Source organism: Arthrobacter sp. 8AJ (assembly GCF_902506025.1).
Taxonomy (GTDB): domain Bacteria; phylum Actinomycetota; class Actinomycetes; order Actinomycetales; family Micrococcaceae; genus Arthrobacter.
In genome coordinates this window covers 1,185,935-1,211,731 of sequence record NZ_LR733289.1, presented here as the reverse complement: position 1 = coordinate 1,211,731, position 25,797 = coordinate 1,185,935, and the positions used below count along the sequence as shown (strand labels likewise).

Annotated in this window: 19 protein-coding genes; 2 read left to right on the top strand and 17 right to left on the bottom strand. The window is 67.3% G+C overall.

Annotated features, from left to right (window positions below):
- Nucleotides 1–80 precede the first annotated feature (80 nt).
- The 9 genes from BACI349Y_RS05580 to BACI349Y_RS05540 form a co-directional block, all read right to left on the bottom strand.
- A complete protein-coding gene (locus BACI349Y_RS05580; RefSeq protein WP_159631222.1) occupies nucleotides 81–1,643 on the bottom strand; it encodes an amino acid permease in 1,563 nt (520 codons plus the stop codon).
- A 174-nt stretch (nucleotides 1,644–1,817) separates the two neighbouring features.
- Nucleotides 1,818–2,225: a DUF779 domain-containing protein gene (locus tag BACI349Y_RS05575; RefSeq protein WP_159631220.1), complete on the bottom strand. Its 408-nt coding sequence runs from the start codon at nucleotides 2,223–2,225 to the stop codon at nucleotides 1,818–1,820.
- Nucleotides 2,225–3,247, bottom strand: a complete 1,023-nt coding sequence (gene adhP / locus BACI349Y_RS05570) for an alcohol dehydrogenase AdhP (protein WP_201302393.1) — start codon at nucleotides 3,245–3,247, stop codon at nucleotides 2,225–2,227. The genes BACI349Y_RS05575 and adhP overlap by 1 nt, the downstream gene beginning before the upstream one ends.
- Nucleotides 3,248–3,288: 41 nt before the next feature.
- Nucleotides 3,289–4,812: an acetaldehyde dehydrogenase ExaC gene (gene exaC, locus BACI349Y_RS05565; RefSeq protein ID WP_159631218.1), complete on the bottom strand. Its 1,524-nt coding sequence runs from the start codon at nucleotides 4,810–4,812 to the stop codon at nucleotides 3,289–3,291.
- 136 nt (nucleotides 4,813–4,948) lie between these two features.
- Nucleotides 4,949–6,292 carry a GAF domain-containing protein gene (locus tag BACI349Y_RS05560; protein WP_159631216.1) on the bottom strand — a complete coding sequence of 448 codons (1,344 nt, stop codon included), beginning with the start codon at nucleotides 6,290–6,292 and terminating at the stop codon, nucleotides 4,949–4,951.
- An 81-nt stretch (nucleotides 6,293–6,373) separates the two neighbouring features.
- Nucleotides 6,374–7,648, bottom strand: a complete 1,275-nt coding sequence (locus BACI349Y_RS05555; RefSeq protein ID WP_159631214.1) for a glycosyltransferase — start codon at nucleotides 7,646–7,648, stop codon at nucleotides 6,374–6,376.
- Nucleotides 7,648–8,253, bottom strand: a complete 606-nt coding sequence (locus tag BACI349Y_RS05550) for a TetR/AcrR family transcriptional regulator (protein ID WP_159631212.1) — start codon at nucleotides 8,251–8,253, stop codon at nucleotides 7,648–7,650. Before BACI349Y_RS05550 ends, BACI349Y_RS05555 begins: the two co-directional genes overlap by 1 nt.
- 40 nt (nucleotides 8,254–8,293) lie before the next feature.
- The gene (locus BACI349Y_RS05545; RefSeq protein WP_414703654.1) at nucleotides 8,294–9,754 is read right to left on the bottom strand and encodes an FAD-dependent oxidoreductase; all 1,461 of its coding nucleotides are present in this window, start codon (nucleotides 9,752–9,754) and stop codon (nucleotides 8,294–8,296) included.
- Between the two features lie 45 nt (nucleotides 9,755–9,799).
- On the bottom strand, nucleotides 9,800–10,795 hold the full coding sequence (locus tag BACI349Y_RS05540; RefSeq protein ID WP_159631208.1) for a DNA topoisomerase IB: 996 nt from the start codon (nucleotides 10,793–10,795) through the stop codon (nucleotides 9,800–9,802).
- 103 nt (nucleotides 10,796–10,898) lie between these two features.
- Here BACI349Y_RS05540 and rarD point away from each other — a divergent pair, with 103 nt between their 5' ends.
- Nucleotides 10,899–11,921: an EamA family transporter RarD gene (gene rarD, locus BACI349Y_RS05535; protein WP_159631206.1), complete on the top strand. Its 1,023-nt coding sequence runs from the start codon at nucleotides 10,899–10,901 to the stop codon at nucleotides 11,919–11,921.
- Between the two features lie 22 nt (nucleotides 11,922–11,943).
- Here the strand turns inward: rarD and BACI349Y_RS05530 are convergent, their stop codons facing one another.
- From BACI349Y_RS05530 to BACI349Y_RS05500, 7 genes are all read right to left on the bottom strand, one after another.
- Nucleotides 11,944–13,626 (bottom strand): endo-1,4-beta-xylanase, encoded by a 1,683-nt coding sequence (locus BACI349Y_RS05530; RefSeq protein WP_159631204.1) that lies wholly within the window; start codon nucleotides 13,624–13,626, stop codon nucleotides 11,944–11,946.
- Between the two features lie 36 nt (nucleotides 13,627–13,662).
- Nucleotides 13,663–15,447 (bottom strand): polysaccharide deacetylase family protein, encoded by a 1,785-nt coding sequence (locus BACI349Y_RS05525; protein WP_159631202.1) that lies wholly within the window; start codon nucleotides 15,445–15,447, stop codon nucleotides 13,663–13,665.
- A gap of 55 nt (nucleotides 15,448–15,502) precedes the next feature.
- A complete protein-coding gene (locus BACI349Y_RS05520; RefSeq protein WP_159631200.1) occupies nucleotides 15,503–17,317 on the bottom strand; it encodes a polysaccharide deacetylase family protein in 1,815 nt (604 codons plus the stop codon).
- Nucleotides 17,307–18,647, bottom strand: coding sequence for a glycosyltransferase family 2 protein (locus tag BACI349Y_RS05515; protein WP_159631198.1), 1,341 nt, complete (start codon nucleotides 18,645–18,647; stop codon nucleotides 17,307–17,309). The genes BACI349Y_RS05520 and BACI349Y_RS05515 overlap by 11 nt, the downstream gene beginning before the upstream one ends.
- A gap of 3 nt (nucleotides 18,648–18,650) precedes the next feature.
- Nucleotides 18,651–19,115 (bottom strand): hypothetical protein, encoded by a 465-nt coding sequence (locus tag BACI349Y_RS05510; protein WP_159631196.1) that lies wholly within the window; start codon nucleotides 19,113–19,115, stop codon nucleotides 18,651–18,653.
- Between the two features lie 531 nt (nucleotides 19,116–19,646).
- The gene (gene gabT / locus BACI349Y_RS05505) at nucleotides 19,647–21,017 is read right to left on the bottom strand and encodes a 4-aminobutyrate--2-oxoglutarate transaminase (RefSeq protein ID WP_159631194.1); all 1,371 of its coding nucleotides are present in this window, start codon (nucleotides 21,015–21,017) and stop codon (nucleotides 19,647–19,649) included.
- 55 nt (nucleotides 21,018–21,072) lie between these two features.
- Nucleotides 21,073–22,503 (bottom strand): gamma-aminobutyraldehyde dehydrogenase, encoded by a 1,431-nt coding sequence (locus tag BACI349Y_RS05500; RefSeq protein ID WP_159631192.1) that lies wholly within the window; start codon nucleotides 22,501–22,503, stop codon nucleotides 21,073–21,075.
- A gap of 168 nt (nucleotides 22,504–22,671) precedes the next feature.
- On the opposite strand from BACI349Y_RS05500, the gene BACI349Y_RS05495 reads away from it, so the two are divergent.
- Nucleotides 22,672–24,108 (top strand): PucR family transcriptional regulator, encoded by a 1,437-nt coding sequence (locus tag BACI349Y_RS05495; protein ID WP_159631190.1) that lies wholly within the window; start codon nucleotides 22,672–22,674, stop codon nucleotides 24,106–24,108.
- A gap of 22 nt (nucleotides 24,109–24,130) precedes the next feature.
- Here BACI349Y_RS05495 and BACI349Y_RS05490 read toward each other — a convergent pair whose 3' ends face one another.
- Nucleotides 24,131–25,723, bottom strand: a complete 1,593-nt coding sequence (locus BACI349Y_RS05490) for a CYTH and CHAD domain-containing protein (protein WP_159631188.1) — start codon at nucleotides 25,721–25,723, stop codon at nucleotides 24,131–24,133.
- Nucleotides 25,724–25,797 lie beyond the last annotated feature (74 nt).

The following is a 25,797-nucleotide window of genomic DNA, read 5'->3' as shown; positions in this document are numbered from 1 at the left end:
GAAGCACGGACCGCCCGGAAACGCGGCTGCCCGCCCGGCGCAGGCCGGGCGGGCAGGTCAACAGCGGGAGTTGCGGGCCGTCAGGTCCGGCTCAGTTCGTCCTCGTCTTCAGGCTCCGCGGCTTTCCGGGGAGCCGCGCCGGGCGCGCCATTGACGCTCGCGTTGGCCTCGGCGAAACGCTCATTGAGCCGCGAGTGGCGCTGGCCGTAGGCGAAGTAGATGGCCAGGCCCAGCACCAGCCAGAAGGCGAAGAAGATCCAGGTCTCCACAGCGAGGTTGGTCATCAGGTAGAGGCACAGCACCGCAGAGACGATGGGCAGCACCTTGCCGAACGGAACCCGGAAGGCCGGCTTCAGGTCCGGGCGCTTCTTGCGGAGCACCAGGATGCCCAGGCTGACCACCACGAACGCGGACAGCGTACCGATGTTGATCATTTCCTCGAGCAGGTCCACGTTGGTGAGGCCTGCAACCAGCGCCACGGCGGCACCGCAGATGACCTGGAGGCGCACGGGAGTGGACCGCTTGTCGCTGGTCTTGGACAGCGCCCGGGGCAGCAGGCCGTCGCGGCTCATGGCCAGCACCACGCGGGACAGGCCCATGAGGAGCACCATGATCACGGTGGTCAGGCCCACCAGGGAACCGAAGGCGATGACCTTGGCCGCGGAGGTGTCTCCCACTGCCTCGAAGGCCGTGGTGAGGGTGGGGCTCTTGGCTTCGGCAAGCTGGGTGTAGGACACCATGCCGGTCAGGGCCAGGGACACGAGGATGTAGAGCAGCGTGACCAGGGCCAGGCCGCCGAAGATGCCGCGGGGCAGCGTCTTCTGTGGGTTCTTCACTTCCTCTGCGGAGGTGGCCACCACGTCAAAGCCGATGAAGGCGAAGAACACCAGGGCGGCACCGGCGAAGATGCCCATGGTGCCGTACTGGGCAGGGGCAGCTCCGGTCAGGAAGCCAAAGAAGGACTGCTTGAGGACGTCCGCAGCGCCGGTGCCGCCCGTGGGCTCAGCTGCCGGAACGAAGGGGGTGTAGTTCTCGAACTTCACGTAGGTGAAGCCCACCACGATCACGAACAGCACCACCGCGATCTTGATCAGGGTGAAGACGTTGCCTACACGGGCGGAGAGCTTGGTGCCCAGCACCAGCAGCACGGTAAAGATGGCCACGATCAGGAATGCGCCCCAGTAGAGGTCCACGCCCCCCAGCGAGATGGCCGGCGGGATGTCCAGGCCGGTGAGGGCGAACACCTTGCTGAGGTAGATGCCCCAGTACTTGGCGATCACGGCGGCGGCGGTGAACAGTTCCAGGATCAGGTTCCAGCCGATGATCCAGGCAAGGAGCTCACCCATGGTGGCGTACGTGAAGACGTAGGCGGATCCCGCTACGGGAATGGCCGTGGCGAACTCGGCGTAGCACATGATGGCCAGCGCGCACGTGACGGCCGCAATCGCGAAGGACAGCGTAACGGCGGGACCTGCAAAGTTGGCGGCGGCCTTTGCGCCGACCGAGAAGATGCCGGCGCCGACAGCAACGGCGACGCCCATAATCATGAGGTCCCAGGTGCTGAGGGAACGCTTGAGCTTGCGTCCGGGCTCATCGGCGTCGGCAATCGACTGCTCGATGGATTTTGTCCGCAGAAGGTTCATTGGGGGTCACAATCCTGGTTTGTGAGGGAAACAGACCTATCAACGATACTGTCCATCCACTGGACGGTCCCAATCGTCCCGAATAGTGAGACGGCCCCGATGCCGAATATTCTTCCGCCAATGCACTCGGGGCCCTCCGAATGGAGAGCCCCGAGTGGCATTTGGTCGAACTTCCTAGGACGGCCAGTCCATCAGCGTTGACCGGATCAGGAAGCGTTTACCTTCAGGCGCTTCAACGGAAAAGCCGCTCCCGCGTCCGGGTACGACGTCGATGGTCAGATGGGTGTGGCTCCAGTAGTTGAACTGCTCCCGGGACATCCAAAACTCCAGCGGCAGGGGCTGCAGACCGTCCGAAAGGTCGAACAGCCCCAGCAGGACATCCGCGTCCCCCGTGATGAAGTCCCCGGCCGGATAGCACATGGGCGAGGACCCGTCGCAGCAGCCGCCGGACTGGTGGAACATGAGCGGGCCATGCTTGTCCCAAAGCATCCGGAGCAAATCCACGGCAGCCGGCGTGAGCGCCACCCGGGAGAAATCTTCCCCGGGCAGCGTCACGGCGGCAGCGAGCCCTTCAGCCGGCATCAGAACCTCAGCACCACGCGGCCGTCGATCTTGGCGTGCTTCATCTCATCGAGCACGGCGTTGACCTCCGACAGCTCCCGCACGGACACAGTGGGGTGGATCTTCCCGCGGGCATAGAAGTCCAGGGCTTCCTCCATGTCCTGCCGGGTGCCGACGATCGAGCCGCGGACAGTCAGTCCCTTGAGCACAATCTCGAAGATCGGCGCCGGGAAATCCCCCGGCGGCAGTCCGTTGAACACGATGGTGCCGCCGCGGCGGGCCATCCCAATGGCCTGTCCGAACGCTGACGGGTGCACCGCAGTGACCAGGACTCCATGGCAGCCTCCTGTCTCCCGCTGGATTACTTCCACCGGGTCCTCATGCAGGGCGTTGACCGTGAGTTCAGCGCCGTGGGCCTTGGCCAGGGCCAGCTTGTCGTCGGCGATGTCCACGGCCGCAACCCGGAGTCCCATGGCCACGGCGTACTGGACCGCGATGTGCCCCAGGCCGCCGATGCCGGAAATGGTGACCCACTGGCCCGGCCGGGTCTCGGTCATCTTCAGCCCCTTGTAGACGGTGACGCCGGCGCAAAGCACCGGCGCCACCTCGACGGGGTCGGATCCCGCCGGTATGCGCGCCGCGAACCGGGAGTCCACCAGCATGTACTCCCCGAAGGAGCCGTCCACGCTGTACCCGCCATTCTGCTGCGCCTCGCACAGTGTTTCCCACCCCGTACGGCAGTACTGGCAGTCGCCGCAGGCTGACCACAGCCACGCATTGCCCACCAGGTCACCGACGGCGAGGTCGGAAACTCCGTCGCCGAGGGCAACCACCTCGCCCACGCCCTCATGGCCGGGAACGAACGGAGGCGAGGGCTTGACCGGCCAGTCGCCTTCCGCTGCATGGAGGTCGGTGTGGCAGACGCCCGTGGTCAGGACCTTGACGAGGGCCTGTCCCGGCCCCGGCGTGGGAATGGCGATGTCCTTGACCGACAGGTCGGCGCCGAATTCGGTTACTACTGCTGCTTGCATTGTCGTCGTCATTGGCGAAGTCCTTGCGTCGTTGTAGTGGTGCGGGCTGGGGCTTAGAAGAAGCCCAGCTTGTTTTCGTCGTAGCTGACCAGGAGGTTCTTGGTCTGCTGGTAGTGGTCCAGCATCATGGCGTGGTTCTCGCGCCCGATGCCTGAGGACTTGTAGCCGCCGAAGGCGGCGCCTGCCGGGTAGGCGTGGTAGTTGTTCACCCAAACGCGTCCGGCCTGGATCTCGCGGCCGGCGCGGTAGGCCACATTGCCGTTGCGGGACCAGACGCCGGCGCCCAGGCCGTACAGGGTGTCGTTGGCGATGCCCATGGCGTCGTTGTAGTCACTGAACCGGGTCACCGCCACCACGGGGCCGAAGATCTCCTCCTGGAAGATCCGCATCCGGTTGTGGCCCTCGAACACGGTGGGCTGGACGTAGAAGCCGCCGGCGAGGTCGCCCGGGAGTTCGGCACGGGCGCCGCCGGTGAGCACCTTGGCGCCTTCCTGCTTTCCGATGTCGATGTAGGACAGGATCTTCTCCAGCTGGTCGTTGGAGGCCTGCGCGCCAACCTGCGTTTCGGTGTCCAGCGGGTTGCCCTGGATCATCTTCTCCACCCGGGCCACGGCGTCGGCCATGAAGGACTCGTAGATGTCCTCCTGCACGAGGGCCCGCGAGGGGCAGGTGCAGACTTCGCCCTGGTTGAAGGCGAACAGGGCAAAGCCCTCCTGGGCCTTGTCGTAGAAGGCGTCGTTTTCCTGGGCAACGTCGTTGAAGAAGATGTTGGGGCTCTTGCCGCCCAGTTCCAGGGTGACGGGGATGAGGTTCTGGCTGGCGTACTGGCTGATGAGCCGGCCGGTGGTGGTTTCACCGGTGAAGGCGATCTTCCGGATCCGGGAGCTGGAGGCCAGCGGCTTGCCGGCCTCGACGCCGAAGCCGTTGACCACGTTGATCACGCCGGCGGGCAGCAGGTCCCCAATGAGTTCCATCAGCACCAGGATTGATGAGGGCGTCTGCTCGGCGGGCTTGAGCACCACGGTGTTGCCGGCGGCGAGCGCGGGAGCAAGCTTCCAGACGGCCATCAGGATGGGGAAGTTCCAGGGGATGATCTGGCCCACCACGCCGAGCGGTTCGTGGAAGTGGTAAGCGGTGGTGTTGTCATCGAGCTGGGACAGGCTGCCCTCCTGGGCGCGGACCGCGGAGGCGAAGTAGCGGAAGTGGTCCGAGGCCAGCGGCAGGTCGGCGTTGAGGGTTTCCCGGACGGGCTTGCCGTTGTCCCAGGTTTCGGCCACGGCGAGCATCTCGAGGTTCTCATCGATGCGGTCGGCGATCTTGTTCAGGATGGCGGCGCGTTCCGCCACGGAGGTTTTGCCCCAGGAGGGTGCGGCCTTGTGTGCCGCGTCCAGGGCGAGCTCGATGTCCTCGGCGGTGCCTCTGGCCACCTGGCAGAACGCCTTGCCCGTCACCGGGGTGATGTTCTCGAAGTACTGGCCCTTCACCGGGGCCACCCATTCGCCGCCAATCCAGTTCTCGTAGCGTTCCTTGAAGGTGACCTTCGAACCGTCGGTTCCCGGCTGTGCGTAAACGGTCATGTGCTTAGCTCCTTTGCTGTGCAGAAGGCTGGCCCATAGGGGCGCTCGCCGATGAAGCCAGCGTAGGAGCGGGGAGGTTGCAGCAAGGTTGCAACGATGCGACGCCGGTCACAACGGGCGCCGGCGGGGCCGGGTTTCAGGCGCGGAGTTCGGCTTCCAGCCGTTCCAGGTCGGCGACGACGGCGGCCCGCTTGGGTGAGCGCGGCGGCAGGAGGCGGAGCGCGGCGCGGCGGATGACGACGTCGTCCCTTGCCTCCGGGAGCGCAGCGTACTTGAGCAGGGACTCGGCGCTGCCGTCCGTGAGGACCGCTTCCCGGAGCAGGGAGGACACCCTGCTCCTGAGATCGAGGATGCCCGGCGCTTCCGAGCGCGGAAGCACCTCACCCCGGTAGATCTCGAGGGCGATGCGGTGCGCACCGCGCTGCAGGCAGCTGAGCACCTGGCCGGTATCCGGCACCAGGTCCAGCGGGAGCCGGTACGGGCGGGAGCCGGGGACAGCGTCGGGACTCAGCTGCTGGATGACCTTGCGCAGCCGGACCATCTCGGCCCGGAGCGTGATGGTGGAGCCCTCCCCCGGGTACAACAGCAAGCCCAGTTCCTCGGCGCTGAGCCCTTCCGGATGCGCGCTCAGCAGGGCCAGGATCTCGCTGTGCCGCGCGGACAGGGAAACGGTCCTGCCGCCCAGGCTCAGCAAGGCCTGGTCGCGGCCCAGCAACTGCAGGCTGTTCCGGTAGAGGCTGCCTTCGACGCCGCCCTGCCCTTGCCTGGCGGCTGCGGCCGGGGACCGTCGTCGTACAGGTTTCCTGGCGAGCTCCGCCGCAAGCTGCAGGCGCTCCACCCGCAGCTGCGCCTGGGCGGCAGCAACGGTGGCCTCCACCAGCGACAGCGTGTGAGGCGCCACCGCGGTGGCCGTCCCGGTGATGTCCACGACGCCGAGCACGGCACCTGAGTCGGGGTCATGGAAGGGGACGGCGGTGCAGCTCCAGGGGTGGACTGCCCGCTGGTAGTGCTCGGCGCCGGCGATCTGGATGCCCCTGCCCAGGGCAAGGGCGGTGCCCGGAGCGCTGGTGCCGACGCTGGCCTCGGACCAGTCGGCGCCGGGGACGAACATCATGCCTTCGGCCCGGCGTTGGAGGGTAGGGTCGCCATCCACCCACAGCAGCCTGCCCACCTCGTCACCCACCGCAACCAGGAGCCCGCTGTCATGGCTGGGCTGGACCAGGAGTTTGTTGATGACCGGCATGATCGCGGCCAGGGGATGCTGCCGCCGGTAGTCCTCCAGCTGCTCCCAGTCGAAAGCCAGCGGCGCGGCCGCGTTGTCCGGGTTGGCCTTGAAGCTTGCCGACCGCTGCCAGGACTCCTTGATGAGGTTGCGCAGCCCGGGGATCTCGGGGGTGAGGTTGCCGGGGTCCGAGCCCAGGCGCTCGTGGCCGGCCAGCGCGGCACGCTGGCGCGGTTCAGGGTGGAGCAGGTTCGTCATCGAACTCCCGTTCCGGAGTCTTGTCCGGCTGTGCAGGGCTGGAGGGTGGCCAAGTCAGCATAGCTGGACAACAACCCTCTGTCACCGGCCTGCCCGGACCAGCTCTTCCAGGGCGTCCGCGCCCGCCGCTGCTCCCCCGGCGGCCGCGTAGCCCTCCGCCACCCGTCGCGCCCCCGGCGCCTTGCCCAGGGCCTGGTGGACGGCTTCCCGGAGCCGCTCCGGGGTGAGGCGCTTCCGGCTGAGCCGCACGCCGGCGTCGGCCGCCACTACCCTTGCGGCTACCTCGTGCTGGTCGCGGCCGAACGGGACCACCACCACGGGCACTCCCTTTGAGAGGGCCTTCTGCGTTGCCCCCATGCCGCCATGGGTGATGGCAACGGCGGCGCGGTCGAGGACAGGGCCGTGCGGCACGAAATGTTCCAGCCGGGCATTGGACGGAACGGGCTGGAAGCGGTCCAGGCCGGACGCCCTGGCGGCACCCGCAGAGCCGGCCTGGGCAGCAGGCAACGTGGCGACGACGGTATAGGGCTCCCCGGCCAGGGCTGCCAGGGCGGTCCGGACAATGGCGTCATCGGCCTGGTACTCGGAGGACGTGGTCACCAGGACCACCGGGGCGGTGGCCTCCCCGAGCCAGGTAGGATTTTCGGCCGGCGGCTCCCAGTCCAGGGCGCCGATCATGCGCACATCCGGAGCCCAGTCCGGGTGCGGATATTCGAACGGCCCGGCGGTGGCCACCAGCATCAGCGGGGCGGTGCGGAACATGGAGTCGGCGCCGGTGACCGGGGGAAGCATGCCGCCGGAGATGTCGTCCCGCAGGGCGTTGATCCGGGGCAGCATCAGCTTTTCGACGGCGCCAATCACCAGGCGCCGCACCACCGCATCCCGGGCCATGCCGAGCGGCCCCGGCAAAGGAGCCAGGCCCGGCCCGAACGGGGGCGTGCCCCTTGACGGCAGAGGCGGGGTGTAGGGGCTGAAGGTTGCCCACGGCAGCCCTGAGTGTTCTGCAAGGATCCGGGCACCCCAGGCGTTGATGTCGATCAGCAGCAGGTCCGGCCTGATCCCGGCAATGGCCCGTTGCAGGTCCGGGGCATCGAACCGGGCGCGGGCCGCGAAGGTCTCAACACTGGAGGCCAGGGCAGCCTTGGCGTTTGTGGCGCGGTAGTCCGTGGCCTCGATCGCAAGAATCCTGCCGTCCACCGGCCCGGCGTGGAACCCTGACTCCGTGAGCTGGGGAACCTGCCGTGGCAGGGTGCGGATGTGGACATCATGGCCTCGGGCCTTGAGTTCCTCGAGAAGCGGAACCATGGGGAAGAGGTGTCCGATGGCGGGCGAGGTGTAGGCAAGGACGGTGGACATCAGGGCCTCCGCGTGAAGGGTTCCAGCATTTCGAGCAGGGAGCGGGCCACCTGGCCGCGGCTGAGCCCGGCGTCCAGGCGCAGGAGCTTCCAGGTGTAGACGTCGCAGAGGGCGACGAACTGGGCCAGCCGGCGGTCGTGGTCGGGGCTGCCCTTCAGGGGGTCGAGGAAGGGGGCGAAAACGCGGCGGCACCATTCGCGGTGCAGGCGGCGCGCTCCCCCGGTGATTTCCGCCAGGACGGGGGAGGTTTGTTCCTCGGCGAGCAGCTTCAGGGCCAGCGCGCCGGTGGTTTCGTAGTGTTCCAGGAGGTTGTCGACGGCGGCGGGCACGTCGCCGGGAGGAACGGCGCTGCGCTGGTTGTCCACCCGGGCCGTGGCCGCCTTGGCGCTGGCGTCGATGAGGCCGGCGCGGTCCCCGAACCTGCGGATGATGGTCTGGACGGTGACGCCGGCGCGGGCAGCCACCGCGCCCAGGGTGACGTCGGCGAGCGGCCCCTCCATGAACAGGTCTTCGGTGGCCTGCAGGATCCGGCGCCCGGTTTCCTGCGCGGAGGTGGCCCGTTTTGGGGAGCTGTAGGGACGGGTTCCGGCCGCGGCCGTATTCATGTTAATGAGACTAACTCGAATGCTCCGCCAGGGGTAGGGGTCAGCCGCGGGAAATGCGGATCATCTCCTCGCGCGGCACCACCTTGATGCGCTCGCGGACCACGTGGTCCAGGCCCTCGGGTCCGGTCCAGGCGGCACCCAGTCCCGCCTCGTGGGCGTCGAGCTTGTTCCAGCCTTCCCAGGTGGTGTATTCAATGCCGCGCTCTTCCAGCAGGTCGATGATGGCCTGGGGATCCGGGTTCCTGGCCGCCGGGAGGGTGAGCCGGTCCTCCAGCAGGAAGCCGATGGTCTCCAGCGCATCGCCTTTGGTGTGGCCGATCAGGCCCACAGGTCCGCGCTTGATCCAGCCCGTGGTGTAGATGCCCGGAACGGGGTTGCCGTCGGCGTCGAGGACCCGGCCGCCTTCGTTCGGGATGACGCCCCGCTTGGCGTCGTACTCCAGTTCGTCCAGCGCGGAGCCGTGGTAGCCGATGGCCCGGTAGACAGCCTGGACAGGGTATTCAACGTACTCCCCGGTGCCCTTGGCGTTGCCGGTCCCGTCCAGCTGCATGCGCTCGAACTTGATGCCGCCCACCTTGCCCGTGCCGTCGTCGAGCACTTCAACGGGGCTGTGCAGGAAGTGCAGGTGCAGCCTGCGGGACGAGGGGTTCTCCGACTCCGCATGCTCCTCCACCAGCCAGTTGGTGAGGGTGTTCACCATGGTCTTGACCTGGTTGTTGGTGCGGATGGCGTCGTCCGAGGCGTCGTCGAATTCAAAATCCTCGGGGTAGAGGACGATGTCGACGTCGTCCATATGGCTCAGTTCCCGCAGTTCCAGCGGGGTGAACTTGACCTGGGCGGGGCCGCGGCGGCCAAAGACGTGGACATCCGTCACCGGGGACGCCTTCAGGCCGGCGTAGACGTTGTCCGGGATCTCGGTGGTGAGCAGTTCCTCGGGGTGCTTGACCAGCATGCGCGCCACGTCCAGGGCCACGTTGCCGTTGCCGATCACCGCGATTTCCTTTGCCTCCAGCGGCCACTCGCGGGGCACGTCCGGGTGGCCGTCGTACCAGGACACAAAGTCGGCACCGCCGAAGGAACCGCGCAGCTTGATGCCCGGAATGTCCAGGTCAGCGTCCTTGATGGCGCCCGTGGAGAAGATCACGGCGTCGTAGAAGGCCCGGAAATCGTGCAGCGTGAGGTCCCGGCCGTAGGTGACGTTGCCCAGGAACCGGATGTCGCCCCGGTCCAGGACCTTGTGCAGGGCGTTGACGATGCCCTTGATCCGGGGATGGTCCGGGGCCACGCCGTACCTGATCAGGCCGTAGGGTGCCGGGTAGGCCTCGAAGAGGTCGATGCTGACCTGGAAGTCGCCGTCCTTGACCCCGCTGGACTTGGTGAGGATGTCCGCAGCATAGACTCCTGCCGGTCCCGCGCCGATAATGGCGACGCGGAGGGGACGGTTGGCGGCGGTTTCGCTGTGATTGGACACCGGGAACCCTTCTGAACTGGTCCTGCTCATGTTTCATGAGGGTGCGCCGCATGGTGCAGCGCACAGTCCCCCATTCTAGTTGGCGGCCAGGGCCACTACCTTGCCCTCGCGGTACAACAGCGCCCTGAGCTCAGCTTCCGCCGAGTCCAGCCGTTTCGGATCGATGGTTTCGCCGTCATGGTAGTGGTCCACCACCCGCGGGTCCACGTAGCTCTTGCGCGCAATGGAGGGAGTGTTTCCCAGCGTCTCCGCCGCGTCGTACATGGCGCGGCTGATGGCCCGCTTCCGCTTGGCCGCCGTCCGCTGGACTCCGGTCCTCGCCAGGCTTTCCGCAGCTGCCACGGTCCCGCGCAGGGTCCGGAAGTCCTTGGCGGTGAAGTCTGAGCCGGTCCGCTCCTTCACGTAGGCGTTGATGTCCGCACTGGTGACCGGGCGCCAGGTCCTGCCCTCCTTGTAAGCCAGCAGCCTCGCGTTCGGTCCCCGCCGCTTGAGCAGGCGCAGGAGGGCGGCGAGGTCGGCGTCGCGGATTTCCGATTCCCAGTCCTTGCCGCTCTTGGCCGGGAAGCGCAGGGAGATCCGGTCCTTGCGCACCTGGACGTGGGCGCACAGCAGCGTGGCCAGCCCACGGCTGCCGTTCTCGTTGGTGTACCGCTCCGAGCCAACCCGCAGGGAGCCGGTGTCCAGCATCCGGAACGCCGCCGCCAGGACGCGGTCGCGGGTGAAGCCTTCGCTGCGCAGGTCCATGGTCACCCGCCGCCGGGCCGCGGGCAGTGATTCGGCAAGCTGAAGGGACCGGTCAAACTTCACCCGGTCCTTCCGCTCGCGCCACTCCGGATGGTAGATGTACTGGCGGCGGCCCACGGCATCCACGCCGGTGGCCTGGATGTGGCCGTTTTCGAACGGGGCGATCCAGACGTCGGTCCAGGCCGGCGGGATGCCGATGCTTTCCAGGCGGTCCCGGATGGGGCCAGGCGGCAGGGTGGAGCCGTCCAGGTCCCGGTAACTGAAGCCCTTGCCGGCGGCCACCCTGCGGTAGCCGCGGCCCGAGGCGTTGCTGCGCCGGAGCCTCATGGGGTGGGTTCCGGGAAAGGCGCACGTGTCATGAAAGCAAGCCTACTGATTATTTTCCGGAATACCGCCTGCCTGCTGGAATACCTGCCCACCGGATGCTGTTATGGACTTCGTGCCCACGCCAGAAGGAACCTCCCCCGCCACGCCCGCTGTTGCCACCACCGCAGCACCCGCGCCGCCTGCGCCGGAGGGCCCCCGGCCCGTCGCCAAGGACTCTACGGCGGGCATGCTGTTCGGCATCGGCGCGTATGTGTTGTGGGGGCTGCTCCCGCTGTACTTCTTCATCCTGATGCCGGCGGGCGCCGTCGAAATCGTGGCCAACCGGGTGGTGTGGTCACTGCTGTTCTGTGCTCTCCTGATTACGGTGACCAGGGCGTGGGGCGTGCTCGCGGTGGCGCTGAAGGACCGCCGGGTCTTTGGTTCCCTGGCGCTGGCGGCGTTCCTGATCGCCATCAACTGGCTGACCTACACGTACGGCGTCACCACGGGGCAGGCCGTGGAAACGTCCCTGGGCTACTTCATCAACCCGCTCGTCTCTGTGCTGCTGGGTGTGCTGGTCCTGAAGGAAAGGCTGCGGCCGCTCCAGTGGGCCGCCGTCGGCGTCGGCTTCGTGGCGGTGGGCGTGCTCACCTACTCCTACGGGAAGCTGCCATGGATTGCCCTGACCCTGGCGTTCAGCTTTGGTCTGTACGGCTTCGTCAAGAACCGGGTGGGATCGAGGGTGGACGCCATCACCAGCCTCAGCGTGGAGACCATGGTGCTGGCCCCGTTGGCCGCCGTGGCCATGGTGGTCCTGGCCGCAGGCGGCAGCTCCACGTTGACCTCCCAGGGAGCGGGACACTTCTGGCTGCTGCTGGCATCGGGCGTGATCACCGCCGTCCCGCTGCTTTTCTTCGGTGCGTCCGCACGGCGGCTGCCCATGACCACCATCGGACTGCTCCAGTACTTCGCCCCCGTCCTGCAGTTCCTGGTGGCGCTGCTGGTTTTCCGGGAGGCCATGACCGTTGAGCGCTGGATCGGTTTCGGGGTGGTGTGGCTGGCCCTGCTGCTGCTGACCCTGGACATGCTCCGGACGGCGCGCAGGAACTCGCTCGCCCGCAGGGCAGCGGTCCGCCAAGGCGCCTGAGCCCGGGCCTTCCCGCCCAGGGTCAACCGCCCAGCGCGCGCTTCACGGCATCGTACGCCGGTGTGGGTTTCCCGTCGTTGAACAGGTGGTCGTGGCCCTGCCGCAGGCTCCCGCCGTCGTCGATCCACCAGTCGTAGCGGTCATCCACTCCCCACGTGGTGTAGGAGACGCAGGTGCGCGAGCGCAGGCAGGTGGCCAGCACCGTGGCGTACTGCTTCGCCTGGGCGTCCGTCCCCTGGCCGTCCGTGACGTCGTTTTCGGAGATGCGGACGTGGAGCCGGGCGTCCCCAAAACGCTTGAGCGTCCGGGTGAGGTCGTCAGCGGAGATGGCGTCGGTCTTGAGGTCGTAGACGTGGGCCTGGAGGCCTGCCCCGTAGATGTGCCCGCCCTGCGCGTTCGTGTCCAGGATGAGCTTGAGCAGTGCGTCCTGGCGGCGCCCCTGCACGTCGGCGCCGTTCTCGTTGATGTACTGCTTGACGTCCGGATCGGCCGCATAGACGGCTTTGGAGACCACGGCCGGATAGCCCGGCCCGAAGACGCGGTACCAGATGTTCTGCTGCATGCCGGTCCCCTGGTCCACGTCGAACGGCTCGTTGACCACGTCAAGGGAAGCCAGCTGTCCTTTGAAGTGCCCCACCACTGCGGAGATGTAGTCGAGCAGTGCTGCGCCGCTGGTCCGGCGCTCCGCGTCCGAGCCTGCGGGGAGTTCCTGCATCCAACGGGGCATGGCCTCCGTGAAAGCGATGGTGTGGCCGTGCACCGCCATGCCCTTGCTCCGGGCAATCGCCAGGATCGCATCAGCCTCTTCGAAGGTGTACACGCCCCGCTGCGGGGAGAGGAACTGCGGCTTCATCGCATTTTCCGGCGTGAGCGCGCCGAAGTTTTCGACGAACTCCCGGGCATAGTCCGTGTCCCCGGTGAGGGGCCCCAGCGCCACGGCCGCGCCTACCAGGAAGTCCGGACGGGTCCTCGCGGCGAGTGCCTGCAGGCCGTCCTTTGACGGCTGGACGCCGGCTGCCGCGGCCCCTGAGGTGCGCAGGCCGGCGCTTCCCGGCGCTACCGCCGTGAGCGAGGTGATCGCGAAGTCGCCGGAATCGCTGGAAAACCCCAGCCACAATTCCCCGGACGAGAACACCTTGCCCAGGGGGAGGGAAGAAAGGGTGTCGTTGCCGCTGGCGACGGCCAGCGTATCGCCGGAGCGGCGCACGGTGAAGGGCGCCCCCGGGTCCTTTACCGTGACGTGTTCATCATGCACCGGCACCGGCTGGGTCACGTCTTTCTTCTGCGTCCCGTCGAAGACGGCGATCTTCAGGTCGCTTCCCTGAAGGGTAAGCCGCAGGCCCGCCGGCTCCACGCGGAACTCATCGGCGATGACGGGCGGCCGGTCGTACAGCGCCCAGGACGCGTCCGCGGTCACGTCCGCGAACGTTGCGCTGAGCGAAAAGTCTCCGCCGACCACCAGGTGCGTGCCGGCGAGGTTGAGCGGGGGATTCGGCTGGCCTCCCTCCCCGCTCTGCTCCACGATGCGCCTGGCGGTGGGCGTCACCTGGAGTGCGCCGTTCCCGGCCCGGACGCCCGGAACGTCCTGCCAGTCCCCGTGCAGGAGGTCCAGCGTCACGTCGGGCTTGGGCGGGGAGCATGAGGCGAGGACGACGAGGAGGGCGGACACCAGCACCACCGTCAGTGCGTGCGGGCGCCCGGCCATCCTTCGTCCTCTCCCTGCTGCCAGGACCTGGTACTGCTAGGACTTGGTCCAGCGGACGTCGTCGAAGTACGCCTGCAGTCCCGAATTGCCCTGGACGATCACCTGAAGGCTCGCCTTCGCCACCGCGGTGCTGCTCGGCGAGTACGTCAGGTCCACATTGGTCACGCCGCCGGCGGAGATCCCGAGCTTCCACTGCCCGGAGATCCACTGCCCGGCGGAGTTGTATTCGTCAATGTAGAAGCCCATCTCGCCGCTGGTCCGCGCCGTGATGTTGAGGTAGCTGGCGATCTTGTAGCTGCCGGCTGCCACCGCCACCTGCGGGGAGAACAGGTGTTTGTTGGCCGTGGTGGCCGTCATCTTGACCGAGTTCACCGGGTTGGCCGGGCTCCCGTGGTTGGCTGCGTCAGCCAGGATGGTGGATGCGGAGTCTGTCCGCCATCCCGAGCCGATGCCGGCATCAAACGTGCCATTCGCCACGAGGTTGGGCGACGGCGTGGTGGAACCGGCCCCGAGCGTCATCATCTGCATGTTGTCCAGGTACGCCGTGATGCCGGTGCCGGTCACATAGACCTGCAGGCTGGCAGACGCCACGCTGGTGGAGCTCGGAGTGTAGGTGAAGTTCATCGACTCCACCCAGCGGCTGTTTTCCCGCTTGCGGAACTGCCCGGAAATCCATTGCCCGGCCGCGTTGTACTCATCCACATAGAAGCCCACTTCTCCAGTGGAGATTGCCGCCACGTTGAGGAAGGCCTTGTACAGGTAGCTGTTGGCTGCCGACACCGGAACCTTCGGCGAGAACAGGTGGCCCGCAGCGGAACCCGACACCAGCTTCACCGACTTGGCAGGATCAGGGTAGCTCCCGTTGGTCCCGGCGTCCGCGGTGATCGTGGCCGGGGCGTCCGTGCGCCAACCGTCGGCGATGCCGTTATTGAACGTCGCGTTCGGCAGGAGGTTGGGGCTGCCGGTTACCAGGCCCTTGCTGACATTGACGTTCCTGATCTGCCCGGCCGCCACTTTGGTCTGCACATACGCTGCCAGCTGGTCCAGCTCAGCCGTACCGTACTGGTAGTCATCCGGGGTCTGGCTCGGCGATGTCCTGACGTCGTGGAACGTGAAGATGGCCCACGTCCTGTTGGCGATGGCCTCGTCAACCTTCGCCTTCAGCGTGGAGACCGGAGTGGTGACTTCCTGCACCGGCGTGTTGTGGAGCAGCAGGTCGCCGAGCGGCCAAATGTTGTTGCCCACGTCCGCAAAACCGCGCATCGACGTGTAGTACTTTGCGATCCGGGCGAGCGCCGACATGTCGTAGTCGCCGTAGGGCGTGGCCAGGGCAGTGGCATTGAACCCGTGGGCCGACAAAGCGGCCCTGCTGTTGGCCAGCTCGGCGTCCACCTGGGCGGCCGTCAGCTTGGTGGCCTGGCAGTCGTTGCCCACGCTGACAAGGCACTGGTGGTCAACGGTGTGCGAGCCGATCTCCCAGCCGTAGGTGTTCTGCAACTGGGTGACCTGGTCCCACGTCATATAGGGAACGTCGGTGTTGGCGCGGCAGGTGTTCGGCACGGATGTCATCCCCACGCAGTTGGTGATGACGTAACTGGTGCCGGTGAGCCCGTACTTCTTAAGGGTGGGGGCAGCCTGCGTTAAGGCACTTTGCATGCCGTCGTCGAAGGTGAAGGACACGAGCGGAGTTGGGGCAGGGTTGTCCACGGCGGCGTTCGCGGCCGCAGGGGTCAGCAGCGCGGCGGCCATGGCCCACACGGCTACCCCAAGGGTCAGGAGCCCGGCGCGGCCTCGCGCCAGGCTGGATCTGGATTTGATCATGACTTTCTCCTTCTTTCGGGTGTCGAAGGCGCCGCGTTTCACCGCCTGGTGGTGGTCACGGGCCCTGCAACTGCTCGAACGCCTGGGCAACCGGTTTCACTTGGATGCCGCTTTCGTCGATGAGCTGCAGCTGGGTTGCGAGGACGTCGCTGGTGATAGTGCTCTTGTCCGCCGCAATAGTGTTCTTCTGGGTCCCCGACGCGTCGGGGGCAGCGATCTGGTGATAGACCAGGATGAGCCAGCCGTTGGACCGAGAGGTCTCGGCGAGCGCTTCCTTCAGGGTTTCCGGCGTGGTTGCGTCGGTTACGTACAGGACCTTCAGGTCATGCGGGTTGAGGTTTTGCCTCGTGTTGATGCCGTCATCCGTCCCCCGCATGATCTTGAAGTACTTGGCCGCATACCAGTCCACCTGCGGGTCGGAGCGTCCGTACGGCGGTGCCAGGTCATCGGTGGGAAGGCCGGCCGCGGCCAGCGCTTCCTCACTCTTGCGCAGTTCCTCATCCAGGCGCTCCGCCCCCACGGAGGTGAGGTCGACGTGCTGGTAGGCATGGGCTGCAATTTCATGTCCCGCCTGGTGCAACTGCTGGACCTCGGCGCCCGTGATGAAGTTCGGCGTCTCAATCGAACTGGCGTTGACGTACTGGGTGGACTTGAACCCATGCTTGTCCAGCAGGGGCAGCGCGCGGTCGTACACGGACTGCCACCCGTCGTCGAACGTGATCGAGACCAAGGGCTGGTTCCACCGCAGCGGCCCGGGCCTGGTGATGTCCGTCAGCGAATAGTCGCGGACCGCGGTGGTCCCGTTCCCATGCGCAACCAAGGTGACCATCGCGTTGGCCGCGCCATCGGGGACCTGGAATGCCTCGCTGATGGTGGTCCACTCCCCTGCCGGCGGCACGGACTCCAGGTTCTTGAAGGTGCGTCCGCCGCCCGCAAGCTCGAACTCGGCCACCACATCCACTTCGCGGTCCGCCTTGTAGGCCGCGCCGAACCTGAAGTAGCGGTCCGGGGTCACCGCGATGGGCTGGTACTGCCACTTCGCCTCCCCGTTCTGGTAGTTTCCGATGCGGGTCCAGAGGAAGCTTCCGCGCCCGTCCTCGCCGCGCCCGGACTCCACTGTTGACGTCCCGGAGGAATAGGGGGACCAGAAGGCCGGCTGGTTCGGCTGGGTACCGGCGAATCCCGGGTTGGGGATCACGTTGGGGCCCGCCGCTGCGGGTGCCGGAGGCTGGACGTCGTCCGCTGCCTCGAGGTAGGCGCCTTCCACGCGCGCGGTACCCACTGAGGCGAAGCGGAAGACGTACTCCACTGCCGCGACGGTGTCGCCGCTGTTGAACGCGTCACTCACCGTGAACGCGGTGGTCCCCGGCCGCTCCACCGGGTTCCTCAGCTGCTCCAGGCTGGTGCTGCCGTCCTTGTGGTATTTCCGCACCAGCAGCCGGAAATCCGCTTCCGTGGTGGCGAACACCTTGAAGAAGTAGGTCTTGCCGGGAACCACGTCCACTCGCGGGCTGGTGAGGGTGACATCGCCCGAGGCGTACTGCGGGATGTTGAGCTTCAGCGCCTGGGCGCCCATCTGCCCGGGCACCAGTTCGAGGGAGGTCTTCGCATCCCCACTGTGGGCCGCGGTCCAGCCGCCTTCCGGAGCCACCGAAGTACCGGCCGACGGCGACGGGCCCGGTGCCGCCGTCGGTCCGGCAACGCCGGGAAAGAGCGCCGGGAGCAGGTTGGCTCCGGGCCGCGCCTGGGCGAAGGTTCCGATCCTGCCCGTATACATGAACCACCCGGCGGTGATCAGGAGAACCAGGACCGCGATGACCACGAGCGGATTCAGCAGGACCTGGCGGACCCGCCGGCGCCTAGGCGGCACGGCTTATCACCGCCACGCTGCCGGCCCGCTGCGGAGATTTCCACGTGTTGATCTCGGGGCGCCGCACCAGCCCTGGCGAACGGACGATGCACCGGACCGCTGCCGCGAGCTGGACCAGGTCCATGATGTAGAACAGGAAATAGGCGGTGGGCGCGTACATGCACAGCCTGGTGCGTTCCCGCGGTGAGAGGTTTTCATCCATCAGGACCGTCAGCAGCGTGTAGGCGGTGATGGTGGCGTAGGACCCGATGATCAGCGCCGGAGTGTAGGTGGCCAGCGACCAATAGACCGCGTACGTCCAGGCCAGGGGTGAGACGAGCAGCGTGAACTCGCTCAGCACGGCCGTGGGCATGCGGTAGTACGCCAGGGTGCGGCTGTACCGGCGGCTGGGGTTCAGCGTCATGCTGCGGTACTTGATGAGGTTCTGGATGCTTCCGTACTTCCAGCGGTAGCGCTGCTTTGCCAGGGCACGGAAGGTGAGCACCCCCTCGGTCTTGGCCACCACGTCCGCGCCGTAGACCATGCGGAAGCGCCGGTTGCCCAGGTGGGTGATCTTCGCGCTGAGGCCGATGTCCTCGGTCACGGTGTCCGTGTCGTAGAAATCCACCTTGCGCAGCACGCGCATCCGGTAGGTGGAGGCCACCCCACCCACCACGAACTCGCAGTTCAGCAGCGAGTAGAGCTTCTTGGAGCGGTAGCCGATCATGTGCTCAAACCGTTGCAGGATGCCGAGCGCCGTGGTCTCCTCCATGATCTGGACGTTCGCCGCCACGCCGGCCACGTACGGGTCGTCGAAGTAGGACAGCGCACGGGTGATGGCCTCCGGCTGGATGACCGAGTCGGCGTCGAGCGTCATGACGAACTGGCCGCGCGCGAACCTGCGGAGCACCGTGTTGAGCGCCGCGCCCTTGCCCACGTTCCGGTGCATCCGCACGATCCGCAGGTCCATCCCGGGGTGGCGCAGCTGGTAGTCGCGGACCAGCCGGCCGGTGAGGTCACCGGAGGCGTCATCGGCCACGAGGACTTCGAACAAGGGGTAGGTGCTGCGCCGGATGGAGTCCAGGGTCCGGACGATCACGGCTTCCTCGTTGTGGGCCGCAATGACAATGGAGACCAGCCCGGGTACTTCGGGGAGCGCCCGCCGGGTCCAGGTGGCCGTCGCCGCGCACTCGGGCTGGTAGGGGGTGGGAAGCCGGATCCCGCTGAGTCCCTTGCGCCGCTGTTGCCATATGTCGTAGAAGTTGGCACCCGCCAGGTAGAGGCCGAAGTGCACAACGTACAGGATGCTGACGCCCGCGAAGAGCCAAAAGACCAAGAGCGCGATATCCATCGCTCATCTGTCCACGGAGTTGGTTGCCAGCACGTTCGTGAAGGCTTCTGGAAGCGGGACGTTGGCCGGCTGGAGCAGGTCGATGCCCGCCGCGATGGCTGGAACAACGGCGATGGCCGGCTTGACCGCGGCAGCGGCGGCCTGCGCGGCGGCGGCCCCGGCCGCCCTGGCAGTCCTGGCGGCGTCAGGAAGGGCCGTACCGGTAGTAGCGGCGGCGGGGGCGTCGATGCTCGCCACTGCGATGGCTGGAACGGCGGTGCCGGCTGCCGCCACCTTGGCCATGGCCCGGCGCGCGGCACGGCGGTAGAACCGGATGCCGATGAAGCGGATGACCACTGTGAGCGTGACCAAGCCCCACAGAACAAGGCTCATCTGGGCCACGAAAGCGAGCAGGCTCTCGAACATGGCCCCGTCCCGGCCGAAGGTGGTCGCTGCAGGCACGGCGAAGGTTCCCAGGTTCGTCACCACAGGCCCTCCCCCGTTCCCCTTGAAGCTTGCGTCATTGCTGAAGGCTGCGTCATTGCCTTCCCCCTGTCTTGAGCAAGATGTCCGTCTTTGGGCTGTGGGGTGTCGCCGCCTGGGGTGCCCATGCACCAGGCGTTGGTGGAAGTTCCTGTCGTCAGCGTCATGGGAGGGCAGCGTCATTACCCTGCGGCTGACTTGATTGGGAGCGCATATGCGCTCCGCATTTTGGGGGTGGCAGGTGGCGCCTCAGGCAATCGGCGTCGCGCACAGCCCGCCCGTTTATAGGTCAAAATTACGTATTCCTGCGCAGGCCCGACACGAGTAACGGGTACTCTATAAAGATTTTTGGGGCTACTTACCGAAAGGGTTTTGGGGGGACCGCCGCCTGCCCGCCGGTCCGGGCGGAATATTAGGTAGTTTGCGCAGTCCGGTGCGGGGGCCTAGGTATCCCCCCATGGCGGGATTTCCCGGGCAACGGAAAAAGGCAGCACCCCGGCGGGGTGCTGCCTTTTTCCGTGGACCGGCTTTGCGGCTCTAGGCGTTGGCCTTGATGGCTGCGGCGAGGACTTCCAGGCCGTCTGCGAGCAGTTCATCGGTGATGACCAGCGGGGGCAGCAGGCGGATGACGTTGCCGTAGGTGCCACAGGTGAGGATGATGACGCCTTCCTTCAGGCAGGCGGCGGCGACAGCCTTGGTGAGCTCCGGGTTGGGTTCCTTGGTTCCGGCCTGGACGAGCTCGATGGCGAGCATGGCACCGCGGCCGCGGACGTCGCCAATGACCGCGGTTCCGGCGTTGTCCAGTTCGGACTGCAGTTCACGCAGGCGCGCCGTGGCGATGGACTCGATGTGGCGGGCACGGCCGTTCAGGTCGTACTCCTCCATCGATCCGATCGAGGCCAGGGCTGCTGCACAGGCCACGGGGTTGCCGCCGTAGGTGCCGCCCAGGCCGCCGGGGTGCACGGCGTCCAGGAGGTCGGCGCGGCCGGTGATGGCGGACAGCGGCATGCCGCCGGCAATGCCCTTGGCCATGGTCATGATGTCCGGGACGATGCCTTCGTGGTTGACGGCGAACCATTCGCCCGTGCGGCAGAAGCCGGACTGGACCTCGTCGGCGATGAAGACGATGCCCTTCTCCTTGGCCCAGGCGGCCAGCGCGGGCAGGAAGCCCTCGGCCGGGACGATGAAGCCGCCCTCACCCTGGATGGGCTCGATGATGATCGCGGCAACCTGGTCGCCGCCGATCTGCTTCTCGATCATGGTGATGGCGCGCTTTGCTGCCTCGGCGCCGGTGATCGAGGGGTTTTCCTCGCGGTACGGGTAGCTCATGGGCATGCGGTAGACCTCGGGCGCGAACGGGCCGAAGTTGGTCTTGTACGGCATGGCCTTGGCGGTCAGGGCCATGGTCAGGTTGGTGCGGCCGTGGTAGGCGTGGTCGAAGGCGACGACGGCGTCCCGGCCGGTTGCCAGGCGGGCCACCTTGACGGCATTCTCCACTGCCTCGGCACCGGAGTTGAAGAGGACGGTGCGCTTCTCGTGGTCGCCCGGGGTGAGGCGGTTCAGCTGCTCGGCGACGGCCACGTAGCCCTCGTAGGGGGTGACCATGAAGCACGTGTGGGTGAAGTGCTCCACGGCTTCCTTGACGGCGCCCACGACGGCGGGGTCGGAGGCACCCACGCTGGTCACGGCGATGCCTGAGCCCAGGTCGATGAAGGAGTTGCCGTCGACGTCGTGGATGATGCCGCCGTCGGCGTCTGCAACGTAGACCGGGACACTGGAGGCGACGCCGGCAGCCACCACGGACTTGCGGCGTTCGGTCAGTGCCACGGACTTGGGGCCCGGGAAGTCGGCCTGGACGTTGCGCTTCTGCTCCAGGCGGTAGGTGATGTCTGCTGCGGTGGTGGTCATGGTTCTTTTCTTTCTACGATTCCGGGTTTCGGCAAGCTCAACCAGCGGGGAATGGTCAGGCGTCGAGGGCGGACATCACGTGCTTGATGCGCGTGTAGTCCTCCACGCCGTACATGGAGAGGTCCTTGCCGTAGCCGGACTGCTTGAAGCCGCCATGCGGCATTTCGGCGGTAAGGAGGATGTGGGTATTGATCCAGACGGCGCCGAAGTCCAGGTCCCGGCTCAACCGCATGGCCGTGCCGTGGTTGGTGGTCCAGACGCTGGAGGCCAGCGCGTAGTCCACGTCGTTGGCCAGGGCAACGGCTTCTTCCTCGGTGCTGAACTTCTGGACGGTGATGACGGGGCCGAACGTTTCCTTCTGCACCACGTCGTCGGTCTGCCTGGCGCCGGTGATGATGGTGGGTTCGAAGAAGTAGCCCTTCTCCCCTGCCCGGTGTCCGCCGGTTTCGATCCGGCAGTTGGCCGGCAGGTTCTCCACCACGCAGGTCACGGCGTTGAAGTGGTTCACGTTGTTCAGCGGGCCGAAGTAGTTGTCTTCGTCGTTCTGCGAGCCGGTGTGCAGGGTCCGGGTGTGTTCCACCATGGCTGCAACGACGTCGTCGTGCACGGAATCCTGCACCAGCACCCTGGTGATGGCCGTGCAGTCCTGGCCGGCGTTGAAGAACGCGAATTCGGCGATCGCCGCCGCGCTCTTCTTGATGTCCGCGTCCGCGAAGACGATGGCCGGGGCCTTTCCGCCGAGCTCCAGGTGGGCGCGCTTGAGACCCTTGGCGGCGCCGGAAGCCACCGCGATTCCCGCGCGGACAGATCCCGTGATGGACACCAGGCCGGGGACCTTGTGCTCCACCATCATGGCACCGGTTTCGCCGGTGCCCAGGACCACGTTCAGGACGCCCGCGGGCAGGATGTCGCCGGCCAGGCGGGCCAGGACCAGCGTGGACTCGGGGGTGGTGTCGGAGGGCTTCAGGACCACGGTGTTGCCGGCAGCGAGCGCGGGACCGATCTTCCAGATGGCCATCAGGAAGGGGTAGTTCCAGGGGGCCACCTGGGCCACCACGCCGATGGGTTCGCGGCGGACGTAGGAGGTGTGGCCCTCGAAGTACTCGCCGGCGGACTTGCCCTCCAGGATGCGGGCGGCACCGGCGAAGAAGCGCAGCTGGTCGGCGCCGGCAGCCACTTCCTCGGAGGCGATGAGGGAGCGGACCTGGCCGGTGTTGCGGTGCTGGGCTTCGACGAGTTCGTCGCTGTTGGCCTCGATGGCGTCGGCAAGCTTGAGCAGCATCAGCTGGCGCTGGCCCGGGGTGACGTGCTTCCAGGTCCTGAAGGCGTCCTTGGCTGCCGTCATGGCCGCATCCACATCCGCCTGCACGGAAACGGGGGCCTGCGCCACCACTTCCCCGTTGGTGGGGTTGACCACGTCCAGCAGGGTGGTGCCGGCGGGGGCGACGAACTTCCCGTTGATGAAGTTCTGCAAGGTTTGGACCACGGTGTGCAACCTCTTTCGTAAGGGCCATCGGCGGCCGGGCGGAGACCAGGACGGATGGATGGAACTGCCTTGAGCCTATGCCAGCGCCCAAGCGGGGTGAATAGCCACCTGCACACCCTTGCCAAAGGGGTTTAGTGCGGTTGCCCAGCTCACGTTTATCCTTGCTTCATGGCCATTTCCCTTGCTGCCCTGGTGGGCGTGACCTCCTTGAAGCTGTCCAAGGCGGGCGTGGCGGAGACCACCTGGAACCAGGACATCAACTGGGTGGCTGTGACGGAACTGGAGGATCCGCAGCGGTTCCTCAACGGCGGGGAACTGGTGCTCACCACGGGCCTGCGGCTGCGGTCCGCGCCGGAGCAGCGGCGCTTTGTGCGGCAGGTGCAGCGTGCCGGTGCGGTGGGCATCGGATTCGGCGTGGGGTTGTCCCATGAGGCGGTGCCCCCGGCCCTCCTGGCGGAGGCCAACCGGTGGGGCCTGCCGGTGGTGGAAGTGCCCTACGAGACCCCGTTTATCGCCATCACTAAGCTGGTGGCGGACGCCCAGTCGGCTGACCACTACGCCAAACTGGAACGGCTCATTGCCGGGCACCAGGTGCTGGCCCGGGCGCTGCTGACCGGCGGCGGGCTGGCAGAGCTGCTGAAGAACCTGGGCGGCATGCTGCGCACCGACGTGGCGCTGACCCAGTTCACGGCGCAGCTGTACAACAGCGGCAGCACCCACCCGTCGGCCGATACGTGGTCCAGCTACCCGGTGCCCACGGGCCGGCGGGACGCCTGCACGCTGTGGGTCCGCCAGCCGTTCGAGGACACCGGCATCATCGGTTACGCGCAGAACCTGATCAGCGTGGAGCTGAACAACATGGTCAAGCAGCGGCAGGCCCAGCGCGCCCTGTGCGGCCAAGTATTGGAGGACGTGATCCACGGGGCGCTGGAGACCAGCGAGGCCCAGCGCCGCCTGGCCGGCGTGGGCGTGAACAGCACCCGCAAGAACGTGGTGCTGCTGGCCGTGTCGGCCGCCCACGGGAAGGCGTTGGGGAGCACCTCGGTGCCGCAGGAACTGGAGAAGGCGGTCGCTGCCGTCGTGGGCAAGGACCTGGTGCTGGTGGTCAATGACGACGGCGGGACGGCGCCGGCGCTGGCACGGAAGCTGAGCGACCACCTCGCCGAAGCCGGGATCCATGCCACGATCGGCATCGGCGGGGCGTACACCAAGCCCAACGGCCTGCGCTGGAGCTATTTCGAAGCCCGGGACGCCGCCAGCCATGGGCTGCCGGTCAACGAACCGGAACGGCTCAGCCTGACATCGCTGCTGCTGGCCAGCGAGGATGTCCCGCTGGCGGACATGGCGCACGAGTCCTTGAACCCGCTGCGGGCGTTCGATGCCGCGCACGGCTCGGAGCTGATGTCCACGCTGGAGAGCTACCTGAACAACAACGGCTCGGTGGCTGCGGTGGCGGAAGAGCTCACGCTTCACCGGAACACGGTCCGGTACCGGCTGGCGCAGATCACCGAGCTCACCGGGTATGACCCCTCCGTCACTGCGGACCGGGTGCAGCTGTGGCTGGCCCTGGCCGTGGCCCGGTTGTCCGCCCGGCAGGGCAAGTAGGCCGGAAACTGCCCGGCAGGCCTCAGAGGACGCCGCGGCCCAACAGGTCGCGCGACTTCTTCCTGGCCTTCCGGTACCCGGCACGGGCCTCCAGCATCCGCTCTTCCTGCTGGTTGAGCAGCTCCGCGTAGATGCCTGCCGTGGCGGGCTCGCTGTGTTCCGCGGCGATGGCTGCCAGCAGGTCGCGGGCCACCACGGCGTCCTGGAACTGGCCCAGGATCTTCTGCTGCCGGCGGGCGGCCTTGGCTACCTTGCCCGCACGCTTGCCGTGCACCAGGGCCGCTGATTCAGCCACGTGGCGCAGCCGCTTGGCGTCTTTGCGGACCCGGTGGAGGGCAAGTTCCTGGTCCCTGCCGCGCCGCGCGCGCTTGGCCGCTTTGCGGGAGCGCTCCAGCCGCCTGGCGGCCTTGTCCACGGCTTTCGCGGCCGCCCGACGTCCCGGCGCTACCGCGTCGGCGCGCACCGGCGGGTTGTCACGGAAATCCTCAAGCTTGTCCAGGAGCCTGAAGTAGCGGCCCGACCCCAGGGCTTCCAGCAGGAGCCGGTACGCGGCGTCATAATCCCCGCCCGTGCGCTGCTCCACCCTTGCCGTGGCCCCGGCTGTGCCATCCCCGGGCTGCAGCGCGCCCAACTGGTCACGGAGCCGGGCCCGCAGGACCTCGGCGTCGCGCGGCTGGCCGAGCAGCTGGCCCAGCCACTTCAGCTCGCTCCGCAGTTTGCGCACCGGTGACGCCCGGTAGAGCTTGGCGTACGCGGCCAGGACTGAGCGGATCCGGCGCGTGGCGGACCGCATGGTGTGAATGGCCTCGGGTTCCTCATTCCGGACGGCAGCGTCGCTGGCGAGGATCTGGTCGATCTGCGCGGCCACATAAACCGTGACGACGGCGGCAGCCGGCGCACGCTTCCCGGCCAGCAGGGCAGGGGTGCCTTCGGGTCCGGCAGCACCGGCGGGCGCCTCGCCCGCGGCGGCACGCTTGCCCGCTTTGGTGTCAGAGCCCAAGGCACGGACCAGCTTCGAGGCATGGCCGGCGGGCCGGGCGCCGGCGGCTGCGAGCAGTTCCTCCACCGGGCCAAAAAGGTCCGGCTGGCCGTGGACCAGCTCCAGCTCCCATTCGCGCCACTCCTGCCTCGTGGCGTTGTCCCCGTCCGCCAGGCGTTCGGCGGTGACCTGGTCGTCCGCCAGGTCGGCGAGGTGGGCGCCGTCGGCCCCGTACAGGGGGTAGGTGGTGCGGCGGGTGTCCAGGCGCACCACCGGCACGGGGACAGCACCCCTGAGGTAGGCGTAAAGGTGGGTAAGCAGGGCGTCCGGTACGACGTCGGGACGGCCCAGGGGTGCATGCAGTTCCGTCCGCTCCTGCGGGCCTTCGCCGCCGGCCGCCGCCTGGGGCGGCAGCTTCAGGTGCCACCCCGCGTCCTTCCCGCCGGTGCGGCGGCGGAGGGTGATGCGGCGGGCGGCCAGGGCATGGGTGGGGGTGTCGAAGTACACCGCCTCCAGCAGGTCGGTGTGGGAATTGCCTGTGCGGGCCACCCCTGCGGCCTGTTCCAGGGGCGGCACCACGGCGCCGGCATCGACGTCGTACTTCTTCTCAATCTCGATTCCCCTGGAAGCCTCCACAGCCGTCCTTCCGCACCGCCTGGTCCGCGCCAGGTCCTCCGACAGTCCGTTGGCAGTCTATTGCAGGCACCGAA